Origin of the sequence: Peredibacter sp. HCB2-198 (assembly GCF_045999315.1) — a bacterium.
Taxonomy (GTDB): domain Bacteria; phylum Bdellovibrionota; class Bacteriovoracia; order Bacteriovoracales; family Bacteriovoracaceae; genus Peredibacter.
This window is the reverse complement of sequence record NZ_CP174607.1, coordinates 2,748,690-2,764,437: the sequence shown is the minus strand read 5'-3', so window position 1 is coordinate 2,764,437 and position 15,748 is coordinate 2,748,690. Positions and strand designations below refer to the sequence as shown.

Here is a 15,748-nt window from a genome sequence, read left to right as displayed (position 1 = left end):
TTAACAACATTAGTTCAAAGGATTTGTGTGCTTCGACTCGCTCTCTGGCTTCTTTGTCTTCCCATTTTAGCATCTGCTCATGAAGTTCAACTCGTTTCCCAGTATGTGGATTTAGGAAAAGCTGGTGGCCGAGGGATTCAGGAGGACTTGATTGGCCGAGTGGAACTGAACCGCAAATGGAAAGTAGGTCTGCAAGGAACTTATCTCGAGCGTTTCGACCTTTACGAAAAACGCGCCGGTGGTTCTGTTCAATACCGCCCGACAGATGCTTTAACTGTCGAGGCCCGTTATCTTCAAGGAATGGGTAACGATATTCTTGCAGAAAAAGATGGATACCTCGCGGCCTACTATGCACTCGCTCCAGGTCTCTCTCCCTATTTCATCTATCGTCATGCTGCTTATTCAGTTACCAATGTTGATACTTATCAGCTGGGTCTAGAGATTGAAAAAATTCAAAGCATCATCTTAATTCCTCAAGTGTTACTCGGAAACGCGACTTTTAAATCACCGAATGAAACCAAAGGTGTTTATAGCGTAGGACTTCGTGCAGTTTACTACCAGGAAAGTAACTACTCGCTTTTTGCTTTTGGCTTTCGCGGGAAAGAGGCCTCACAAGGAATCATTGGTAAATCCAGCATCCTAGTGGACACCACGACCTTCGGTGGAGGGGCCGGATACAACTTCACGCCTGCAACCCGGGCCGAACTTATTTTTGACCACACTGACTACGAAGAACTAAAAAATCAGTTTATGACGACAACACTTAACCTAGTATGGGTGATTTAATGGTACAGGAAATTTGCCTTCTCTTACTTAAGGCCTCTGCTGTTTACTTTTTGTGCATCAATGTCGTGTATGCGGTGCTGATGCTCCTATCATGGATGAAGATCAAGCGTTATCGCACTCGCGTGAAGGATGAGACGATCAAGGATCTTCCGCCGGTGAGTTTTATTATCCCGGCCTTCAATGAAGAATCACTGATTGTTGAAACCATTCAAACCTATCTCTCTCTTCCTCAATCGAAGAAAGAGATCATCGTGATCAATGATGGCTCTCATGATCAGACCATGAAGCTCCTTCAAACCATGTTTCAGCTTCAAAAGGTGCAAGATCGGATTTTTAAATCCATCACTCAACCTGAATTGATTGTGCTTGAGGCCCCTCATATGGGCAAGGCCCAGGCCCTAAACTACGGTGTGGCCCATGCGACTTATGATTTAATTTGCACCATGGACGCAGACACTATCCCAACTGCCCGAGGCGTTGAGGCCTGTCTTCGTTCATTCGCGACGGACTCAAAACTTGTGGCCGTAGGTGGAGTGATTCAAGCCCTTAACTCGCAAGTTCTAAAAAACAACTCTCCTCTCCAGAATCGTTCAAAAGAATGGCTTACAACGTTTCAGCGAATTGAATACCTTCGCGCTTTCGTGTGTGAGCGACTTGGCTGGAGTTTCCTGGGCTCTACCCTTCTGATCTCTGGTGCCTTCTGTATGCTTAAGAAAGAGGCCGTGAGAAAAATCGGTGGTTTCAATCACCGCTCCATCACGGAAGATTTTGATCTGATCGTTCGTCTTCGTCGCGCTTATCCTGGTGAGAACCATCATTTTAAAATTCTCCCCGTTACAACTTGTTACACTCAGGTGCCAAGAACCATTAAGCACCTAAGCATTCAGCGTATGCGCTGGCAAATGGGTCTGGTTCAAACACTGATGGAAAACATCGCACTGTTCTTTAATCCAAGTCACGGACCTCTGGGACTGTTTGCGATTCCTTATTTCTGGTTTGTGGAAGTTCTCTCGCCAGTGGTTGAGGCCCTGGGACTTGTGCTTATTCCGTACGCTCTTTACCAAGGTTGGGTAGATGCTCAGACTGTGTTTCTCTATTTAGGGATTGGTCTTTTCTTTAACCTTATTATTACTTTGTTCGGCGTTTATTTCGACAACAAGTACGTCTCGAGAAACAAGTACTGGTCATGCTTCCAAAGTACCTATGAAACACTTTTCCTTCATTTAGGTTATAAGCAACTGACTTCTTGGTGGAGACTAAAGGCACTCTTCAAGAGCTTAAAGAAGAACAAGTCTTGGGGTGATAAGCCAAGAGAAGAAATTATTCACCAGACTCTTTAAAGAACAGCAAACGGCCTTCCCACTTCTTGGAAATCTTGCGGTTTTCAGGAAGTGAGAAAGGTTTCTTTCTATATCCCTGTCTATTCGGATCCTTCGCTAAATCAATCTGTTGATTCACCGTATGACGAAAAACATCCATGAGATTATCATGGGCCTGATTAGTATTTTCCATTCCCATCCGATTCAGATCCAAAAGCACCTGATGAATGGACTCAACCGTCGAGAGACATCCTGGCATCGGCTGATGCTTCACCTTAAATTCTGAAACGCGATCACTTTTAAAACTCACGCGAGGAACGTGATGCAAACTGGTGGTGAGCTTCATCATTTTCTTGGCGCATGGCCAGGTTCCATCAATCACGATGAACTGGGCCTTCTTGGTGACTTTCTGAGCGAGAGTGTCAGTACCAAGATCAATCGGTTCTACTCCCGGATATAACACGAAGCTCTCATACTCAGGATCGTTCAAAACGGCCTGAAACTCCGCATTCTCATCAAACCCCACATCCACCACGACCTTAGAGTTCTCTAAAATCAAATGAGAGAAGCGTCCCGTGCCCACCTTCTCTTTTTTGAACTCCATGGGATGCATGAGGATGATAAACCGAGAAGTCGTTTTAAACGGCTTTAAAAGCGCGCACACGCAGGTAAGGTTTCGACGTCGGCATTTGAGGCAAAGATTCATGGGGGGATTTATACTTCAACACCCGCGCCGCGCCAAGACCGTTATTGAACTTTTCGCTAGTGTGCTCCCACTTTCAGGAGACGAGTATGAAAATGATTCTTGCGATGATTTTATTAGCTCTCTTTGCCAAAGCTCATGGGGCCATACCTGTCCAAGTGGACTGCCAGATCAAAAGGCCCGGTTTTCAAAAATACGAATTCAATTTTTTATTCAGACCCATGAGTTCTCATGCCTACATTCAATTTGATGGAAATGTCTTATACGCTCATGAAGTGGATGTGGTTGAATATGAGAGTTGCCGATACGTCACACTCTTCTCCCACGATAATAAGAAAATGACCTTCGAATTTCCACTCAAAGGTCTTCGTAGTACAAAGGAATATGCAGTTTCAGTGAATCACGGTGAATATCAGGCGACTTGTATTAACCGCCAGCAAGTTTCACTTTAAAGCCAAGCTTTTCAAGGTGGGCCTTGATCTTCTCTCGATGGTCCCCTTGAATCTCAATCATGTTGTTCTTATAAGAACCACCAGTTCCGCAAAGGCCCTTTAGTTTCTTCTGAACATCATTGAAGTAAGCTTCATTATTCGGTAATTCAAAAACCACCGTTACGGTCTTTCCACCGCGACCATTTTTCTCGAGACGAATTTTTAACGTGTGCTGAGAAGGAACCATGTCGCTTGCTTTAGGACAAGCGCAAGGATACTTCCCACATTTGGGGCAACGTTTTTTAAAGTTAGGATCATCACTGTAGACAAGTTCGTAATCAGACATGGCACAATTTAAAAGTTGACTCATCCATGAGTCAAGAACTTCGTGAGAGCGGCCTCATGCCTCTTAGTTGAACGCAGCACTCGAAAGGATAGTAGCCGTAATCGAAAAAAATCCGAGACCTAATAAGAGTAGCAGTTTTTCCATGCTCATCCTCCCTTCCTTGAAGAGAGTTGTATCCTACCTAACCTTAAGAAAGCCAGGCTTTTTTCTTAAGTTAGAAAATGTAAGTGTAAGAGTTTACTTTATTACAGACCCTGACTTTTCCATGGGGCAGTTCACCTGATTATGCTAAGATGGCCACATGCCTCGTTATATTTTGTTTCATAAGCCCTATGGAGTTCTTTCACAATTCACCCCCGAAGATGGGGCCCGTTCGCTCGCGGAGTTCGATCTCCCTAAAGGAGTCTATGCGGCCGGACGCCTGGATAAAGATTCGGAAGGACTTCTTCTTCTGACTGATGATGGTCCACTCATTGAGCGACTTCTGAATCCTAAGAATGAAAAACAAAAGACCTATTGGGTGCTGGTCGAAAGGGTCCCTTCAGAAGAGTCTCTGGCAAAAATGCGAAAGGGACTAAAAATTGAAGACTATGTAACCAAACCATGTGAGGTCAAAATTCTTGATCCTCAACCAGAGGTTCCCCCTCGGGATCCTCCAGTGAGATTTAGAAAAAGTGTCACAGATATTTGGCTAGAGATAAAAATCGTTGAGGGCAAAAATCGACAAGTACGAAAAATGACCGCGGCCATTGGTCACCCTACTCTTAGACTTATACGAAAGGGAATAGGACATCTCCAATTAGGGGATCTATCTGTTGGTTCTTACAGGGAATTAACAGACGTTAATCTAGATGAAAAATCCTTTAAATAGATGAAAGATAATTTAGGATTTTCTTCTCGTATATCCTTACAATTCAACCGAAAATGTCTTCATGAAATACACTCGAACATTAGGCATTTTCATTACGCTGTTGTTCCTCATGGGACAACTGTCTATGCACAATGCGTATGCTCGTACATCTGAGACAAATGACATCAGTATAGAAGTAGAAATTCAACCTCTGATTGAATTCAAATACTCTTTGGCAAAATTAGTTGAACTGGTTGAAGACCAAAAACCTGTGGTGGTCTCAACTGAAGTTACTTATCCGTCTTCTGAATTTCATCTTCTTTCGACTCTTTTAAATTCTCATCACATCTGTCTACCTCCTCCTGTTAGCGCAGCTTAAATCAGAATTCCCGAACAACTTTAAGACCTAATGGAGACCCGTATGAAATGGGAGCGCGCAATTCTTGTTGCCATTTTTATCATTGGCAGCAGCTTCAGTGTGATGAAAAACACCGAAACTAAAAAACAAACATCTGAAATTTTAATTAAAGAAGTGAGCGCTCCGGCGATTCACTAAGAGGTCATATTTATGAAAAACACGAGTGATTTTAAATTCGATTTTATGGCAGGGTTCTCTGTCGCGCTTGTGGCCCTACCACTTTCCATTGGTATTGCCCTCGCCTCAGGAGCACCTGCATCTGCCGGTCTTATTGCGGCCATCATCGGTGGACTTTTAGGTTCATGGATGGGTGGTTCGCATGTAACGATTAACGGTCCAGCGGCCGGTCTGATCGTTATCGTTCTTGAGGCCGTTAATAAGCTGGGTTTCAAAGGCATGCTTGGTGCTGCCATTGTGGCCGGAGCTCTTCAAATTGCTTTCGGTCTTATGAAACTTGCCCGTAAAGGTCTCGCTTTCCCAGTATCAGTGATTCACGGAATGATGGCCTCAATTGGTCTTATCATTATCGCCAAACAGTTTCACTTAATGGTGGGCCACGTTCCTGTGAACAAAAATCCACTTATGTTGATTGCTGAAATTCCGATGGCCTTCACAAGTTTTGATAAAAGTGTCTTTATCATTGGTGCGGCCTCACTCGCACTTCTGATCATGTGGAACCAACTTACTTGGGCCCCTGCTAAAAAAGTTCCTGGCCCTCTTCTCGCTGTTATCGTAGGTGCTGGTCTGGCCTCATTCCTAGGTATGGATTCCTCTAAGCTTCTTAGCATTCCGGCCGACGTAAAAAGCTGGGTGATCTTTCCTGAGTTTACTTCTTTCAGCACTTTTGATTTCTGGAAATCGGCGATCACACTTGCTCTCGTTGGAACTCTTGAAACAACTCTTTCCGCAGCGGCGGTTGATAAAATTGATCCTCAGAAAAGAAAATCAGATCTAGACCGTGATCTTATTTCAAAAGGTATCTGTAATATTCTAAGTGCCTCGCTCGGTGGTCTACCAATGATTGCTGAGATCGTTCGTTCTTCGGCCAACGTTTCTTTCGGTGCCAAAACCTGGAAATCAAACTTCTTCCACGGAGCTCTTATCCTGGTAGCAGTCCTTGCACTTCCTTCAGTGCTTTCATACATCCCTATTGCGGCCCTTGCTGCCATTCTCGTGATGATTGGTTACCGTCTAGGAAGTCCTAAACACTTCCATCACGCTCTGAAAATTGGTAAAGATAATCTCACAGGTTTTCTCGTGACACTTCTTGTGACTCTTTCAGTGGATCTTCTCATGGGGATCTTCCTCGGGGCACTTGCCCAATTCGCGGTTGAGATCTATCTCGGTCTAAAACTTCGTCACAGCCTTAAAGCTTCTTATACAGTTGAAAAACAAATTACCGGCGGAAATCTTATGAAAGTAGACAGCGCTCTTACTTTCAGTAATTTCCTGGGTGTTAAAGATGAAATTCTTCGTCTCACAGCTGATAAGAAAGAATTTAAACTTGATCTGACTCACTCACCCTATGTTGACCACAGTGTGATGGATCAAATCAATGACCTGAAAGAATACTTCCAGAACGTAGGAATTCCATTCCAGGTGATTATATCTCCTGAACACTACGCTCTAGGTGTTGATCAGTTGTCTGCAGTAAAAAAGAAATTGGCCGCGGCCTAGGTTTTTTGAATGGTGCCACTCTACGTGGTGGCACCCTTTTTACGATCTTTATAAGTATCTGACTTATTCATCTGTCCCAGACCCAATCCGTAACTCTCCACTACTTTTAGAGAATTTAAAGCGTAGTCCGCGGTGATTTCGCCCTTGATGAGCTTTAGGTAAGTCACGATCTTGAGATTAATTTCTTCCGGCGTTTCATTTAAAGCTTCAAGACGGAACGAACCTACACCACGCTCTTTAAGCTCTTTCACCAAGAACCCAGCTGACTGCGGAGTCGCTTTAAAGAAGGTATTGCGGCACTCCTGATCGGCCTTTAAGAAGTGCATATTGCCGTAAGGATCTTTCAGTTTCACTTCGTGTTTTTCGCAAGGCTTACCGCAATCACGGAATGATGAACCATTCGACATGAAGGCCGCAAACACACAATGCTCCATGTGAAACTCAGGCATGTACTGGTGAAGTGTGACTTCCATTTTTGATGGATCAGAAAACTCGAGCATATCCAGCAACTGATCTTGATTAAGATCGTAGGAAACGTTAACGCTTTCAAGCCCCTTAGACGTTAAATAATCCAGTGACAGGGAATTTGTCACATTAAGGGAGAAATCGCCAATAAGAGGAATCTGCGCTTTCTCACGAAGGTATTCAATGGCGCCCAGGTTTCTCACGAGAATCAGATCCGGGTTACAGCGAATAATGGTATTTAAATTGTAGTACTCGGCCGGCTTTAAAATTCTGGTGGTGGCGATTCCCGCCTTCACACCCAGAGACTTAATGATCTCAACTGATGGGGCGTAGTCTTTCCCGAATTCAAAATCCAGGATCACACTCTTAATGATGTCCTTGTACCCCTGAAAGAGAGCAAAGTTCTCTGCGAAACCTTCCACCTGTTTTTTAGAACGAAGAAGAATGTTAAGACCCGCTAGAGACTGGTTCTTGACCATCGGCCTTAATTCGAAACTTTCAACTTGGGCCTTTCTTGTTGTCCGGGCCTGATTCATCTTTTCAACCAGCTCACGACGAAGATCTTTTAGCTCGCGGTGATTTAAGAAAAGACCCTCTTGAATAAAGCATTCAAAAGAACCCATTTCATAGACCGTTGTACCAAGAGCAGAGAGCTCATCCTTTAAGAACTGTTCTGTCATAGGACGGGCCGAGGCCGGAGCAAGATGGGAAATAGTCTGAGCGTAAGCTTCACGACCTTCCGGATCAGTGACTTTCACCAGAAGTGGTTCGTTATATAGTCCCTGAACTAAAAACTTCAGTGGAATTTTTTTCATGTGCTCGCGAGAGCTCCATCCCCTCTGAAGATCTTTTGCTTGGGCCTCATTGGAATTCAGATAAACCTTCATTCCCTTTTCTAGCTTTAGATCTTTCTGCAGAAGTTCCACTTCAAAGCTTTTCCCAATTCTTAGAGCGGTGAAAATCTTTGAGCCCTGATCTTCTTTGTGGCCCGCGAACAACAAACCCATGCCTGCTTTTAAGTCGCGAGTTGATTCAATCATCACGGCTTTCTTTTTAATTTCTTTGATCGTTCCGATCTCAAGCCCTCGGTGAGCACTATACGTGCCATCCACTAGTTTCTGGTGATTCACACCATGAAGCCAGCCTGAGAAGAAACCTCTTGAGTAGGTCGTCGAGAGTTCTTCCGTTCTCTTTTCAAGATTAACCGGAGCACCATCTAAAACTTCACGGTAGTTCTTCGCGGCCGCCGCCACGTACTCCGGAGTTTTAAGTCGCCCTTCTACTTTGAAAGAATTTACTCCCAGTTCTTTTAGCGTAGGCACTTCTTCAATGCCCATTAAGTCCTTAGGAGAAACGAGGTATTTTTTAGGACCAAGGTCCTTTTTAACTTCATCCACAAAAAGTTCATATTCCAAGCGACAGCTTTGTGCGCACTGGCCACGGTTAGCACTTCGGCCTCCCAAAGACTCAGAAGTAAAACACTGGCCCGAGTAGGCCACGCAAAGAGCGCCGTGAACAAACACTTCCAGTTCTTTGTCAGTCTTCTCGCGAATAAGTTTAATTTCGTTGATGGAATTCTCGCGTCCCAAAACAAAGCGATCAATTTTTAAATCATCCACGAGTTTAATCGCATCTGGATTGGTGACCGTCATCTGAGTTGAAGCGTGAATGCGCTGATTTGGTGCCATGGCACGAATGAGTTTCGCAAGTCCCAGATCCTGTACGATAAAAGCATCAGGTCCCATAGGAAGAATCTGCTTTAAAATCTCGATCACTTTTGGATATTCATCCTGAAAGATCACCACGTTAAAGGCCAGATTCACTCTCACGCCATAAAGGTGACAGAGATCGATCATCTCCTTCAACTCATCCATCGTGAGGTCAGCGCTTCTGCCTCGAGCGTTGAAAAAAGGCACGCCAACATAGATGGCGTCAGCACCGTGATGCACGGCAGCCAAACACATGGCCATATTACCGACTGGGAGTAAAAGTTCAGAATTCATAAGTTAGGAGTTTTAGCTTAAAGGAAATCAACTTGGCCATCTCTTCTCTAAGTCTTAAGATTCACTCTCATTTTGTTTAGGAAATATTTACAGCATTTCCTCTTTTTTCGATCGGCGTTTTAATCAAGAGTACCACTTAAACTTCAATTCACGGGACCTTCATGAAAGTTCTTCAAACTGCGGCCCTTTTTCTTGCCCTGGGATTCTCAAATTCACTCTTCGCAAAACCTCTTCAGATTATTCATACCAATGATCTGCATTCTTATTTTCAGGGAACACGTGGTGGCATCGGGGGCTATGCTCAATTGAAGAAAGTCATTGATGAACTTCGCGCTGATGCCAAAGCAAAAGGAATTCCCTCTCTTTATTTAGATGGGGGAGACTTCGGGGAAGGCTCTAGCTTTTATTTTTCAAATCAAGGAGTGGATTCACTCCGTGCACTTGATATGTTGGGAGTTGATATCACTGTTCTTGGGAACCACGATTTTATTCTGGGTGGAAAAGAACTTCGCAATCAAATCAGAGACGCCAAACTTAAAGCAAAAATTCTCTCAGCAAATCTAAAAGGCAAACGCTGGATGGGTCTCTCGAATCTCATGCCAGATTATGTCGATTACAATCTCGATGGTTTAAAGGTCCGTATTTTTGGTCTCACCACGAATGAGATTCACTATATGTATCCTATCCGTCCTCTGGGATGGATCGCAAATCCTCATAAAACAGGTGTGAAGCAAGCGAACAAAGCGGTTAAAGACGGTGTGGATTTTTTAATTGGTCTCACTCACATTGGTCTAGAGCATGATATTAAACTTGTGGAAAACACCCGCACTCTTGATCTCGTTGTAGGTGGTCACTCTCATATTCGCCTGGGAAAACCTGAACTGACGAAAAACTTAAATGGACGTTTGATTCCGATTCTTCAAGCGGGTGCTCACTCTGGTTATGTGGGCTCAATGATTCTAGACATCAAAGGGAAAGGAGAGGCCGAAATTCTCGACTACAAGATGATTAATATCTTTAAAGACATGCCTCAAGACGAAATCATGAAAGAATTTGTCGGCACGGCCTATATGAATCGCGAACAATACTTCGGTCGCAACTGGGACGAGGTCATTGGTTTCTCAGATATCACTTTAAGCGGTAATTTTAACGGCCAGGATTCTCAAACGAGAACTTGTTGGTCTCGCCACATTGCCCGCCTGACAAGAGAGGCGGCCAAAACAGAATTAGGTCTTCAGTTTGATGTGTTCCAAGGGGAACAAATTCCTGCTGGGCCTATCACCTACGGCGACATCGTTGATAACTTCCCACACTTCAGACGTTGGGGAGATCAGGGTTGGAACGTGGCCCGTGCGAGAATCTCCGGTTTTGTTTTAAAACAAATTCTCAATGCGCTTGCGAGATCGGAAGTCGCCCTGCAAGTGATGATTGATGGGATTAAGGCCCAGGATAAGGCCGGACATGAAGTGCCTTATGATCCGACTGTTCACACCGCTGAATCGGCCATGATCAATGGGGAACAAATCAGAAACCTTCGCTACTACTCTATCGCTCTTCCAAGCGAAGTTCCTTACGGCATGGAGAAGCTACTCAATATTTTTGGCCGCGTGATCCTCCATCAATTGGATTATCTCGAGACCAAAAACTACTGGCCACTTTTGGAAGAATACATCCAAAAGAACTCTCCGATCAGATGTCTGAAGGACTAAAACTGATCTGTTCTTAAAAGAACCAGGGTACAGGCGTTCTCCACTTCAATGCCGCTCATTTTCAAAGAGGCCTCTAGTCGTGGATTCTCGGCACCTGGATTAAAGATCACGCGTTTTGGTTTTACCGCAATCAGATCTTTCTCGTATTTGTCAGAAATCGCCGGATTCACATAGACCGTGACAGTGTCGATTTTTTGACCGGCAAGCTCCCCAAGATTATGAGTGACTTTGTGGCCTCGAACCACCTCTTCGCGAGGGTGAACCGGTAACGGTTTATGTCCATATTCTTCCAGCATTTCCATAGCTTTATATGAATATCTGGTGGTGTCAGAGGACGCCCCAATAACTGCAACAACTTCCATGGCCTCTCCTTAAAAAAAACGCTAAAATAACTCTAAAAAGTGAGTCTATATGGCGTTTATTACTAAAACATTTTACTCTCAAGAAGATCTTGTTCGTCACCTCAAGGCGCATCAACCGAGCTTCTATTTCTCATCAAAAACCTCAACTGTTATCCCTTACGATAAGCTTGAGGCACTTCTTCCTTGGAAGAATGATGGTGAATACTTCCTATGTGATCTTTCAAAAATTCCGGCCCATATGGAACTGAAAGAGAACGGAAATCTGGTTCTTCGGGGAGCTGTATCTTGGGAAGAGGCCAAGAAGTTTTTACGTTCAAAAGGTAGAAATCTTAAAACCTCACCAACCGAACAACTGGCCCTCATTACGGCGGGAATTGCGACCTCTTGTACAGGTGAGAGATGTTTTGCTTTCGGAAATATGCGCTCACAAGTGGTGCGCTTAAAGTACTTGGACTTTAACGGTGAAGAAAAAGAACTTAAACGTAATGAAGAGTTTAAATCAGCTTCTCCGGCACTCGCGGCCTATCAGAACGATTTTAAACACTATCAAAACTTTAAGAATGCTCCTTACCCTCGCTTTGAAAAGGCGATTGATCTGATGATCGGTACTGAGGGACAACTTGGAATCGTGACTGAAGTTGAAATTGAAACAACAGATAATGAAGCTGTGACCTATGTGTTCACTCTCCTTCCTCGCTGGGAAGAAGATTTTAAGGCCCATATGGAGATCTTCCATGCCGTTCAACCTCACCGAGATGCCATTATCTCTTGCGAGCTCTTGGACGCCAATTGCATGAACTATCTAAAACCAGATGAAAAACTTGGTAACAACCAAGATGTCATCTTCTTAGAAGTAAAAAGCAGTGCCTTTGAAGACATCTATGCCAATGTTCTTTGTAACCTGACTCTTACTTCGGCCGACAATGTTTTTGAAATTGCTGAGAACAAGTTCCACCACGTTCGTGCCGGTGTTCCTCGTGCTATCTTTGAAGTGAACTCACAAATGGGAGTGGTAAAAATCGGAACGGATGTTCAGGTTTCGCCGGATAAATTTGAAGATCTTCTAATGTTCTACCGCAAGGCCGCGAAGATTGGCGTGCGCTATTGCCTCTTTGGTCACTTTGGAGACGCTCATCTGCACTTCAACTACATGCCGACCAAAGACGAATCAGCAAAGTGCTTAGAGGAAATTCAAAAACTTTATGATGAAGTTCTGACTTGGAAGGGCTCACCATTTGCTGAGCACGGAATTGGTCTCTTGAAACAAAAATACATCAAGCGCTTCCATGGAAAAAATCAGCTCGACCTTTTCCATGATCTAAAAAAAGAACATGATCCTTACAATCAGTTCTTCCCGCAAGGGTTTATGAACGAAGGACTATAAGTGCTATTTCCTGACGGTGGGATGGAAGATATTTCAGCTCCACCGTCTTGAAGCCTCGTCTACGGAACTCTTCTCTTACACTCGCCACCACTTCCAGATGTTTTGACTGATTCATTTTAAGCGTAAGCACCAATCCACGAGGATTCAAAAACGTGAGCATGCGATAAACTTCCTTTAGCACCACTGTTGGCGGAAGATTAATGTCGCTGATGATCCAATCTACATCTTCTTTAAAGTTATCTGCCACAATGGTCTCAAAAGGACGGCGGATATGCTTAAAGTTAATGTTTTTTGTCACTCGCTTATCCATGTCGGCCGGATCCACTCCCAGTACAATCATGTCTTGCTCAAGCAGAAACAAGCTTGCACCACCCGGGGCAGAACCTAATTCAAGTACTCGCTCCTGGTGATCAAACGGAAGGTCAAAGGCCTCAAAGGCCTCGGCCAGTTTATAGTAGGCACGAGAAGGAACTTCCCGCTCTTCAATGGAGCTGACTTCACCTGGAGTCTGAAAATGAGTTCTCTTTAACTCATAGTTCCCGACCCAGAATTCATCTGGGCCAATCATCATCACTAAAGTGACTTTCTCGCCAATCTTATAAATGGTCTCATCCGAGATGCGTTTCAATTCATCCGGAATATTCAGGGACTCTTCCCTTTTCCAGACCCAACATTTCGGGAAATTCAATTCGCTTTGCTTAAACTTACCCTGGCATTCACCGCTTAAACGGGCAAAGACCGGTTTAAAATCTAAAGATTTCTCCCCTTTAAAAGTTAAAAATCCAGGTCTAGAATAGCTCAGTCTCAATTCCGGATAACGAAGAGAAATCTCTTCTTTGAGAAGTGGTTCAGCATCGGTATTAGTCAGTACAAAATAGAAATAGGCCATTGATAATGAATATCAGAGAATTCGTTTTTAATCTGCAAAAAGTTTATGAAGAAATGTCAGAGACTTTCTCTAGTTACCAAACGAGTACGGGACTCAGTTGTTTAAATGGCTGTGGACGTTGCTGCCTAAATCCGGACGTTGAGGCCACAGTCCTCGAGATGCTTCCCCTGGCCCTCAAAATTCATGATGAAGGCAAGACTGAAGAATGGTTTCAAAAATTAGAGAATTCAACTCAGGAGCACTGTCTCTTACTGGTTTCAACGGGTGAAACTGGTCAAGGGTACTGCAGCTCTTACCAGGAACGCCCATCTATCTGCCGGATGTTTGGGGTGGCAGGCACCCTTGATAAACACCAAAAAATCACTCTCTCTATTTGCAAATATATCAAAGAAACTCAACCACAACTAAGCCGCGAAAAGAACGCGGAACAAGATCCCAACACTCCTCTGCTTCCTCTCTGGACCTCAAAACTTGCTACTCTTGACCCAGAACTTATTCAAAAAAAGCTTCCGATCAATACCGCGATTCTTAGAGCGCTCGAAAAGGTCTCTTTTTACGCCCAGTATCAGACCCTCTAATCAAACTTTTTACATTCCGTGTCACGACTGAGTTATTTATTTTTAATTCTGATATTTAATTCTTCTATGTCTAGATAACGTTAAGATGAAGTATTAGTAAAAATTATGTGACAATTAAGATCAACTATCCTAGGCTTTTCAAAAAAATTCATAAAACCAAACCAAGGATTTGCATGAAAGGTTTAGCTCTCATTCTCTTGGCCATGCTGGCCACAACGGTTTTCGCTCAGGAAAACCAACGTCTTCCAAACGGCCATTGGGCCTACTACGGTGAAGAATTCTACCGTGTGGCCTCGACTAAAACTTTCGACCGCTCTGTTTTCTTGAAGATCTTCAACGAAAACCACCACTCGACTCCTGGTAAATATGATGTGATCACATCTGAATGCCGTGGACGTTGTTACCGTCACATCTCTGTTGGCTACGATAAGGCCCGCAAAATCATGTTCGGTGAACTTGATATCCTTCGTGATGCTAACGGCACTTTCGTAAGAGACGTTTACTGTGGAAAGAAATTCTACTTCACAAACCTAAACGAAGTTTCTCAAATGCATGCTCAAGTAAATATCGAGCACACATGGCCTCAAAGCCGTTTCAACGGAAACTTCCCTCGTGATATGCAAAAATCAGATATGCACCATTTGTACCTGTCTGATTCTCAAGCAAACTCAGTTCGTGGTAACTCACCATTCGGTATCGTTGAAGCTGGTAAAAATGAAATGGGCGGCGAAGGCTGTCGCTTCAGCGCTTTCGGTATCGTAGATGGCCAAGACGGCGCTTACACTCCACCTCCAGTACACCGTGGAAACGTAGCTCGCGCTCTTTTCTACTTCGCACTTCACTACAACCTGGGGATCAGCAGCTCTGAAGAAAGAGTTCTTCGTCAGTGGCACAAACAAGATCCAGTTGACCCAGCTGAGACTCGTCGTCACGAAATGATCGCAAAATACCAAAAAGTGCGTAACCCTTTCGTTGATCACCCTGAACTAGTTGATAAAGTTCTAGATTTCTAAATATCTCTGCGGCACTGGCAACGGTGCCGCATTGCACTCTCCCTCTAATTCCTTCACAAATTCACCCCTTAGCGGTACCCTTTGAGCCTCTATTCTCTAAAGGAGTTCCAATGTCTGGATTCAATAAAGTCGTTAAGACTTACGATGAGGCCCTCTCAGGTCTCAAAGACAATATGTTTCTCATGGTGGGTGGTTTTGGCCTTTGCGGGATTCCAGAAAACCTCATTCAAAAAGTTCACGACCTAGGTGTTAAAGGTCTGACCATCGCTTCAAATAACGCCGGCGTTGATGGCTTTGGCCTTGGGATCCTTCTTGAGAAAAAACAAGTTAAGAAAATGTACTCTTCCTATGTGGGTGAAAACGCCCTGTTTGAAAAACAAGTGCTAAGTGGCGAGCTTGAACTTGAACTTACTCCGCAAGGAACACTTGCTGAAAAAATCCGTGCCGCAGGTGCAGGGATTCCAGGATTCTTCACGGCCACTGGCTACGGGACACAAGTTGCGGAAGGAAAAGACGTTAAAATGTTTAACGGTCGCCCATATATCCTTGAACCTGCTTTCCCGAAAGCAGATTTCGCTCTGGTAAAAGCTTGGAAGGCCGATAAATACGGGAACCTTATTTTTAGAAAAACTGCCGCGAACTTCAATCCCATGATTGCGACTGCTGGAAAAATCACAGTGGCCGAAGTGGAAGAGATTGTTGAACCAGGCGAGCTTGATCCAAATTTTATTCACGTTCCAGGCATCTATGTTGATCGTCTGATCGTGGGCAAGTTTGAGAAAAGAATCGAGCAAAGAACAATTAAAAAATAGGAC

Annotated in this window: 17 protein-coding genes; 12 read left to right on the top strand and 5 right to left on the bottom strand. The window is 44.0% G+C overall.

What is annotated here, in order from left to right; all coding sequences use genetic code 11:
* Positions 1 to 27: 27 nt before the first annotated feature.
* Together ACJVC5_RS14020 and ACJVC5_RS14015 are read left to right on the top strand one after the other, a co-directional pair.
* On the top strand, positions 28 to 786 hold the full coding sequence (locus ACJVC5_RS14020) for a hypothetical protein (RefSeq protein WP_408096151.1): 759 nt from the start codon (positions 28 to 30) through the stop codon (positions 784 to 786).
* Complete coding sequence (locus ACJVC5_RS14015) at positions 786 to 2,126, top strand: glycosyltransferase family 2 protein (protein WP_408096150.1); 1,341 nt, start codon at positions 786 to 788, stop codon at positions 2,124 to 2,126. Before ACJVC5_RS14020 ends, ACJVC5_RS14015 begins: the two co-directional genes overlap by 1 nt.
* Here the strand turns inward: ACJVC5_RS14015 and ACJVC5_RS14010 are convergent.
* Entirely contained in the window at positions 2,107 to 2,811 is a 705-nt protein-coding gene (locus ACJVC5_RS14010) for a tRNA-uridine aminocarboxypropyltransferase (RefSeq protein ID WP_408096149.1), read from the bottom strand. The two genes, ACJVC5_RS14015 and ACJVC5_RS14010, sit on opposite strands and share 20 nt — an antisense overlap.
* An 86-nt stretch (positions 2,812 to 2,897) precedes the next feature.
* Between ACJVC5_RS14010 and ACJVC5_RS14005 the strand changes: the two genes are divergently transcribed.
* Complete coding sequence (locus tag ACJVC5_RS14005; protein WP_408096148.1) at positions 2,898 to 3,260, top strand: hypothetical protein; 363 nt, start codon at positions 2,898 to 2,900, stop codon at positions 3,258 to 3,260.
* Here ACJVC5_RS14005 and ACJVC5_RS14000 read toward each other — a convergent pair.
* Positions 3,235 to 3,585, bottom strand: a complete 351-nt coding sequence (locus tag ACJVC5_RS14000) for a translation initiation factor (RefSeq protein ID WP_408096147.1) — start codon at positions 3,583 to 3,585, stop codon at positions 3,235 to 3,237. The two genes, ACJVC5_RS14005 and ACJVC5_RS14000, sit on opposite strands and share 26 nt — an antisense overlap.
* A 301-nt stretch (positions 3,586 to 3,886) precedes the next feature.
* Between ACJVC5_RS14000 and ACJVC5_RS13995 the strand changes: the two genes are divergently transcribed.
* From ACJVC5_RS13995 to ACJVC5_RS13980, 4 genes are all read left to right on the top strand, one after another.
* Positions 3,887 to 4,456 (top strand): pseudouridine synthase, encoded by a 570-nt coding sequence (locus ACJVC5_RS13995; protein WP_408096146.1) that lies wholly within the window; start codon positions 3,887 to 3,889, stop codon positions 4,454 to 4,456.
* Positions 4,457 to 4,517: 61 nt separating this feature from the next.
* Positions 4,518 to 4,814, top strand: coding sequence for a hypothetical protein (locus ACJVC5_RS13990; protein WP_408096145.1), 297 nt, complete (start codon positions 4,518 to 4,520; stop codon positions 4,812 to 4,814).
* Positions 4,815 to 4,856: 42 nt separating this feature from the next.
* Positions 4,857 to 4,991, top strand: coding sequence for a hypothetical protein (locus ACJVC5_RS13985; RefSeq protein WP_408096144.1), 135 nt, complete (start codon positions 4,857 to 4,859; stop codon positions 4,989 to 4,991).
* 12 nt (positions 4,992 to 5,003) lie between these two features.
* Positions 5,004 to 6,530, top strand: coding sequence for a SulP family inorganic anion transporter (locus ACJVC5_RS13980; protein WP_408096143.1), 1,527 nt, complete (start codon positions 5,004 to 5,006; stop codon positions 6,528 to 6,530).
* Positions 6,531 to 6,550: 20 nt separating this feature from the next.
* On the opposite strand, the gene ACJVC5_RS13975 is transcribed toward ACJVC5_RS13980, so the two are convergent.
* Entirely contained in the window at positions 6,551 to 8,998 is a 2,448-nt protein-coding gene (locus tag ACJVC5_RS13975; RefSeq protein WP_408096142.1) for a U32 family peptidase, read from the bottom strand.
* 161 nt (positions 8,999 to 9,159) lie between these two features.
* On the opposite strand from ACJVC5_RS13975, the gene ACJVC5_RS13970 reads away from it, so the two are divergent.
* Entirely contained in the window at positions 9,160 to 10,707 is a 1,548-nt protein-coding gene (locus ACJVC5_RS13970; RefSeq protein WP_408096141.1) for a bifunctional metallophosphatase/5'-nucleotidase, read from the top strand.
* On the opposite strand, the gene ACJVC5_RS13965 is transcribed toward ACJVC5_RS13970, so the two are convergent.
* Positions 10,704 to 11,069, bottom strand: coding sequence for a CoA-binding protein (locus ACJVC5_RS13965; RefSeq protein WP_408096140.1), 366 nt, complete (start codon positions 11,067 to 11,069; stop codon positions 10,704 to 10,706). The genes ACJVC5_RS13970 and ACJVC5_RS13965 overlap by 4 nt on opposite strands.
* Before the next feature lie 49 nt (positions 11,070 to 11,118).
* Between ACJVC5_RS13965 and ACJVC5_RS13960 the strand changes: the two genes are divergently transcribed.
* Positions 11,119 to 12,453, top strand: coding sequence for an FAD-linked oxidase C-terminal domain-containing protein (locus ACJVC5_RS13960; protein ID WP_408096139.1), 1,335 nt, complete (start codon positions 11,119 to 11,121; stop codon positions 12,451 to 12,453).
* Here the strand turns inward: ACJVC5_RS13960 and ACJVC5_RS13955 are convergent.
* A complete protein-coding gene (locus tag ACJVC5_RS13955; RefSeq protein ID WP_408096138.1) occupies positions 12,434 to 13,342 on the bottom strand; it encodes an SAM-dependent methyltransferase in 909 nt (302 codons plus the stop codon). The two genes, ACJVC5_RS13960 and ACJVC5_RS13955, sit on opposite strands and share 20 nt — an antisense overlap.
* A 5-nt stretch (positions 13,343 to 13,347) precedes the next feature.
* On the opposite strand from ACJVC5_RS13955, the gene ACJVC5_RS13950 reads away from it, so the two are divergent.
* From ACJVC5_RS13950 to ACJVC5_RS13940, 3 genes are all read left to right on the top strand, one after another.
* Positions 13,348 to 13,920 (top strand): YkgJ family cysteine cluster protein, encoded by a 573-nt coding sequence (locus ACJVC5_RS13950; protein ID WP_408096137.1) that lies wholly within the window; start codon positions 13,348 to 13,350, stop codon positions 13,918 to 13,920.
* A gap of 173 nt (positions 13,921 to 14,093) precedes the next feature.
* Positions 14,094 to 14,933 (top strand): endonuclease I family protein, encoded by an 840-nt coding sequence (locus tag ACJVC5_RS13945; RefSeq protein WP_408096136.1) that lies wholly within the window; start codon positions 14,094 to 14,096, stop codon positions 14,931 to 14,933.
* Between the two features lie 110 nt (positions 14,934 to 15,043).
* Positions 15,044 to 15,745 (top strand): CoA transferase subunit A, encoded by a 702-nt coding sequence (locus tag ACJVC5_RS13940; RefSeq protein WP_408096135.1) that lies wholly within the window; start codon positions 15,044 to 15,046, stop codon positions 15,743 to 15,745.
* Positions 15,746 to 15,748 lie beyond the last annotated feature (3 nt).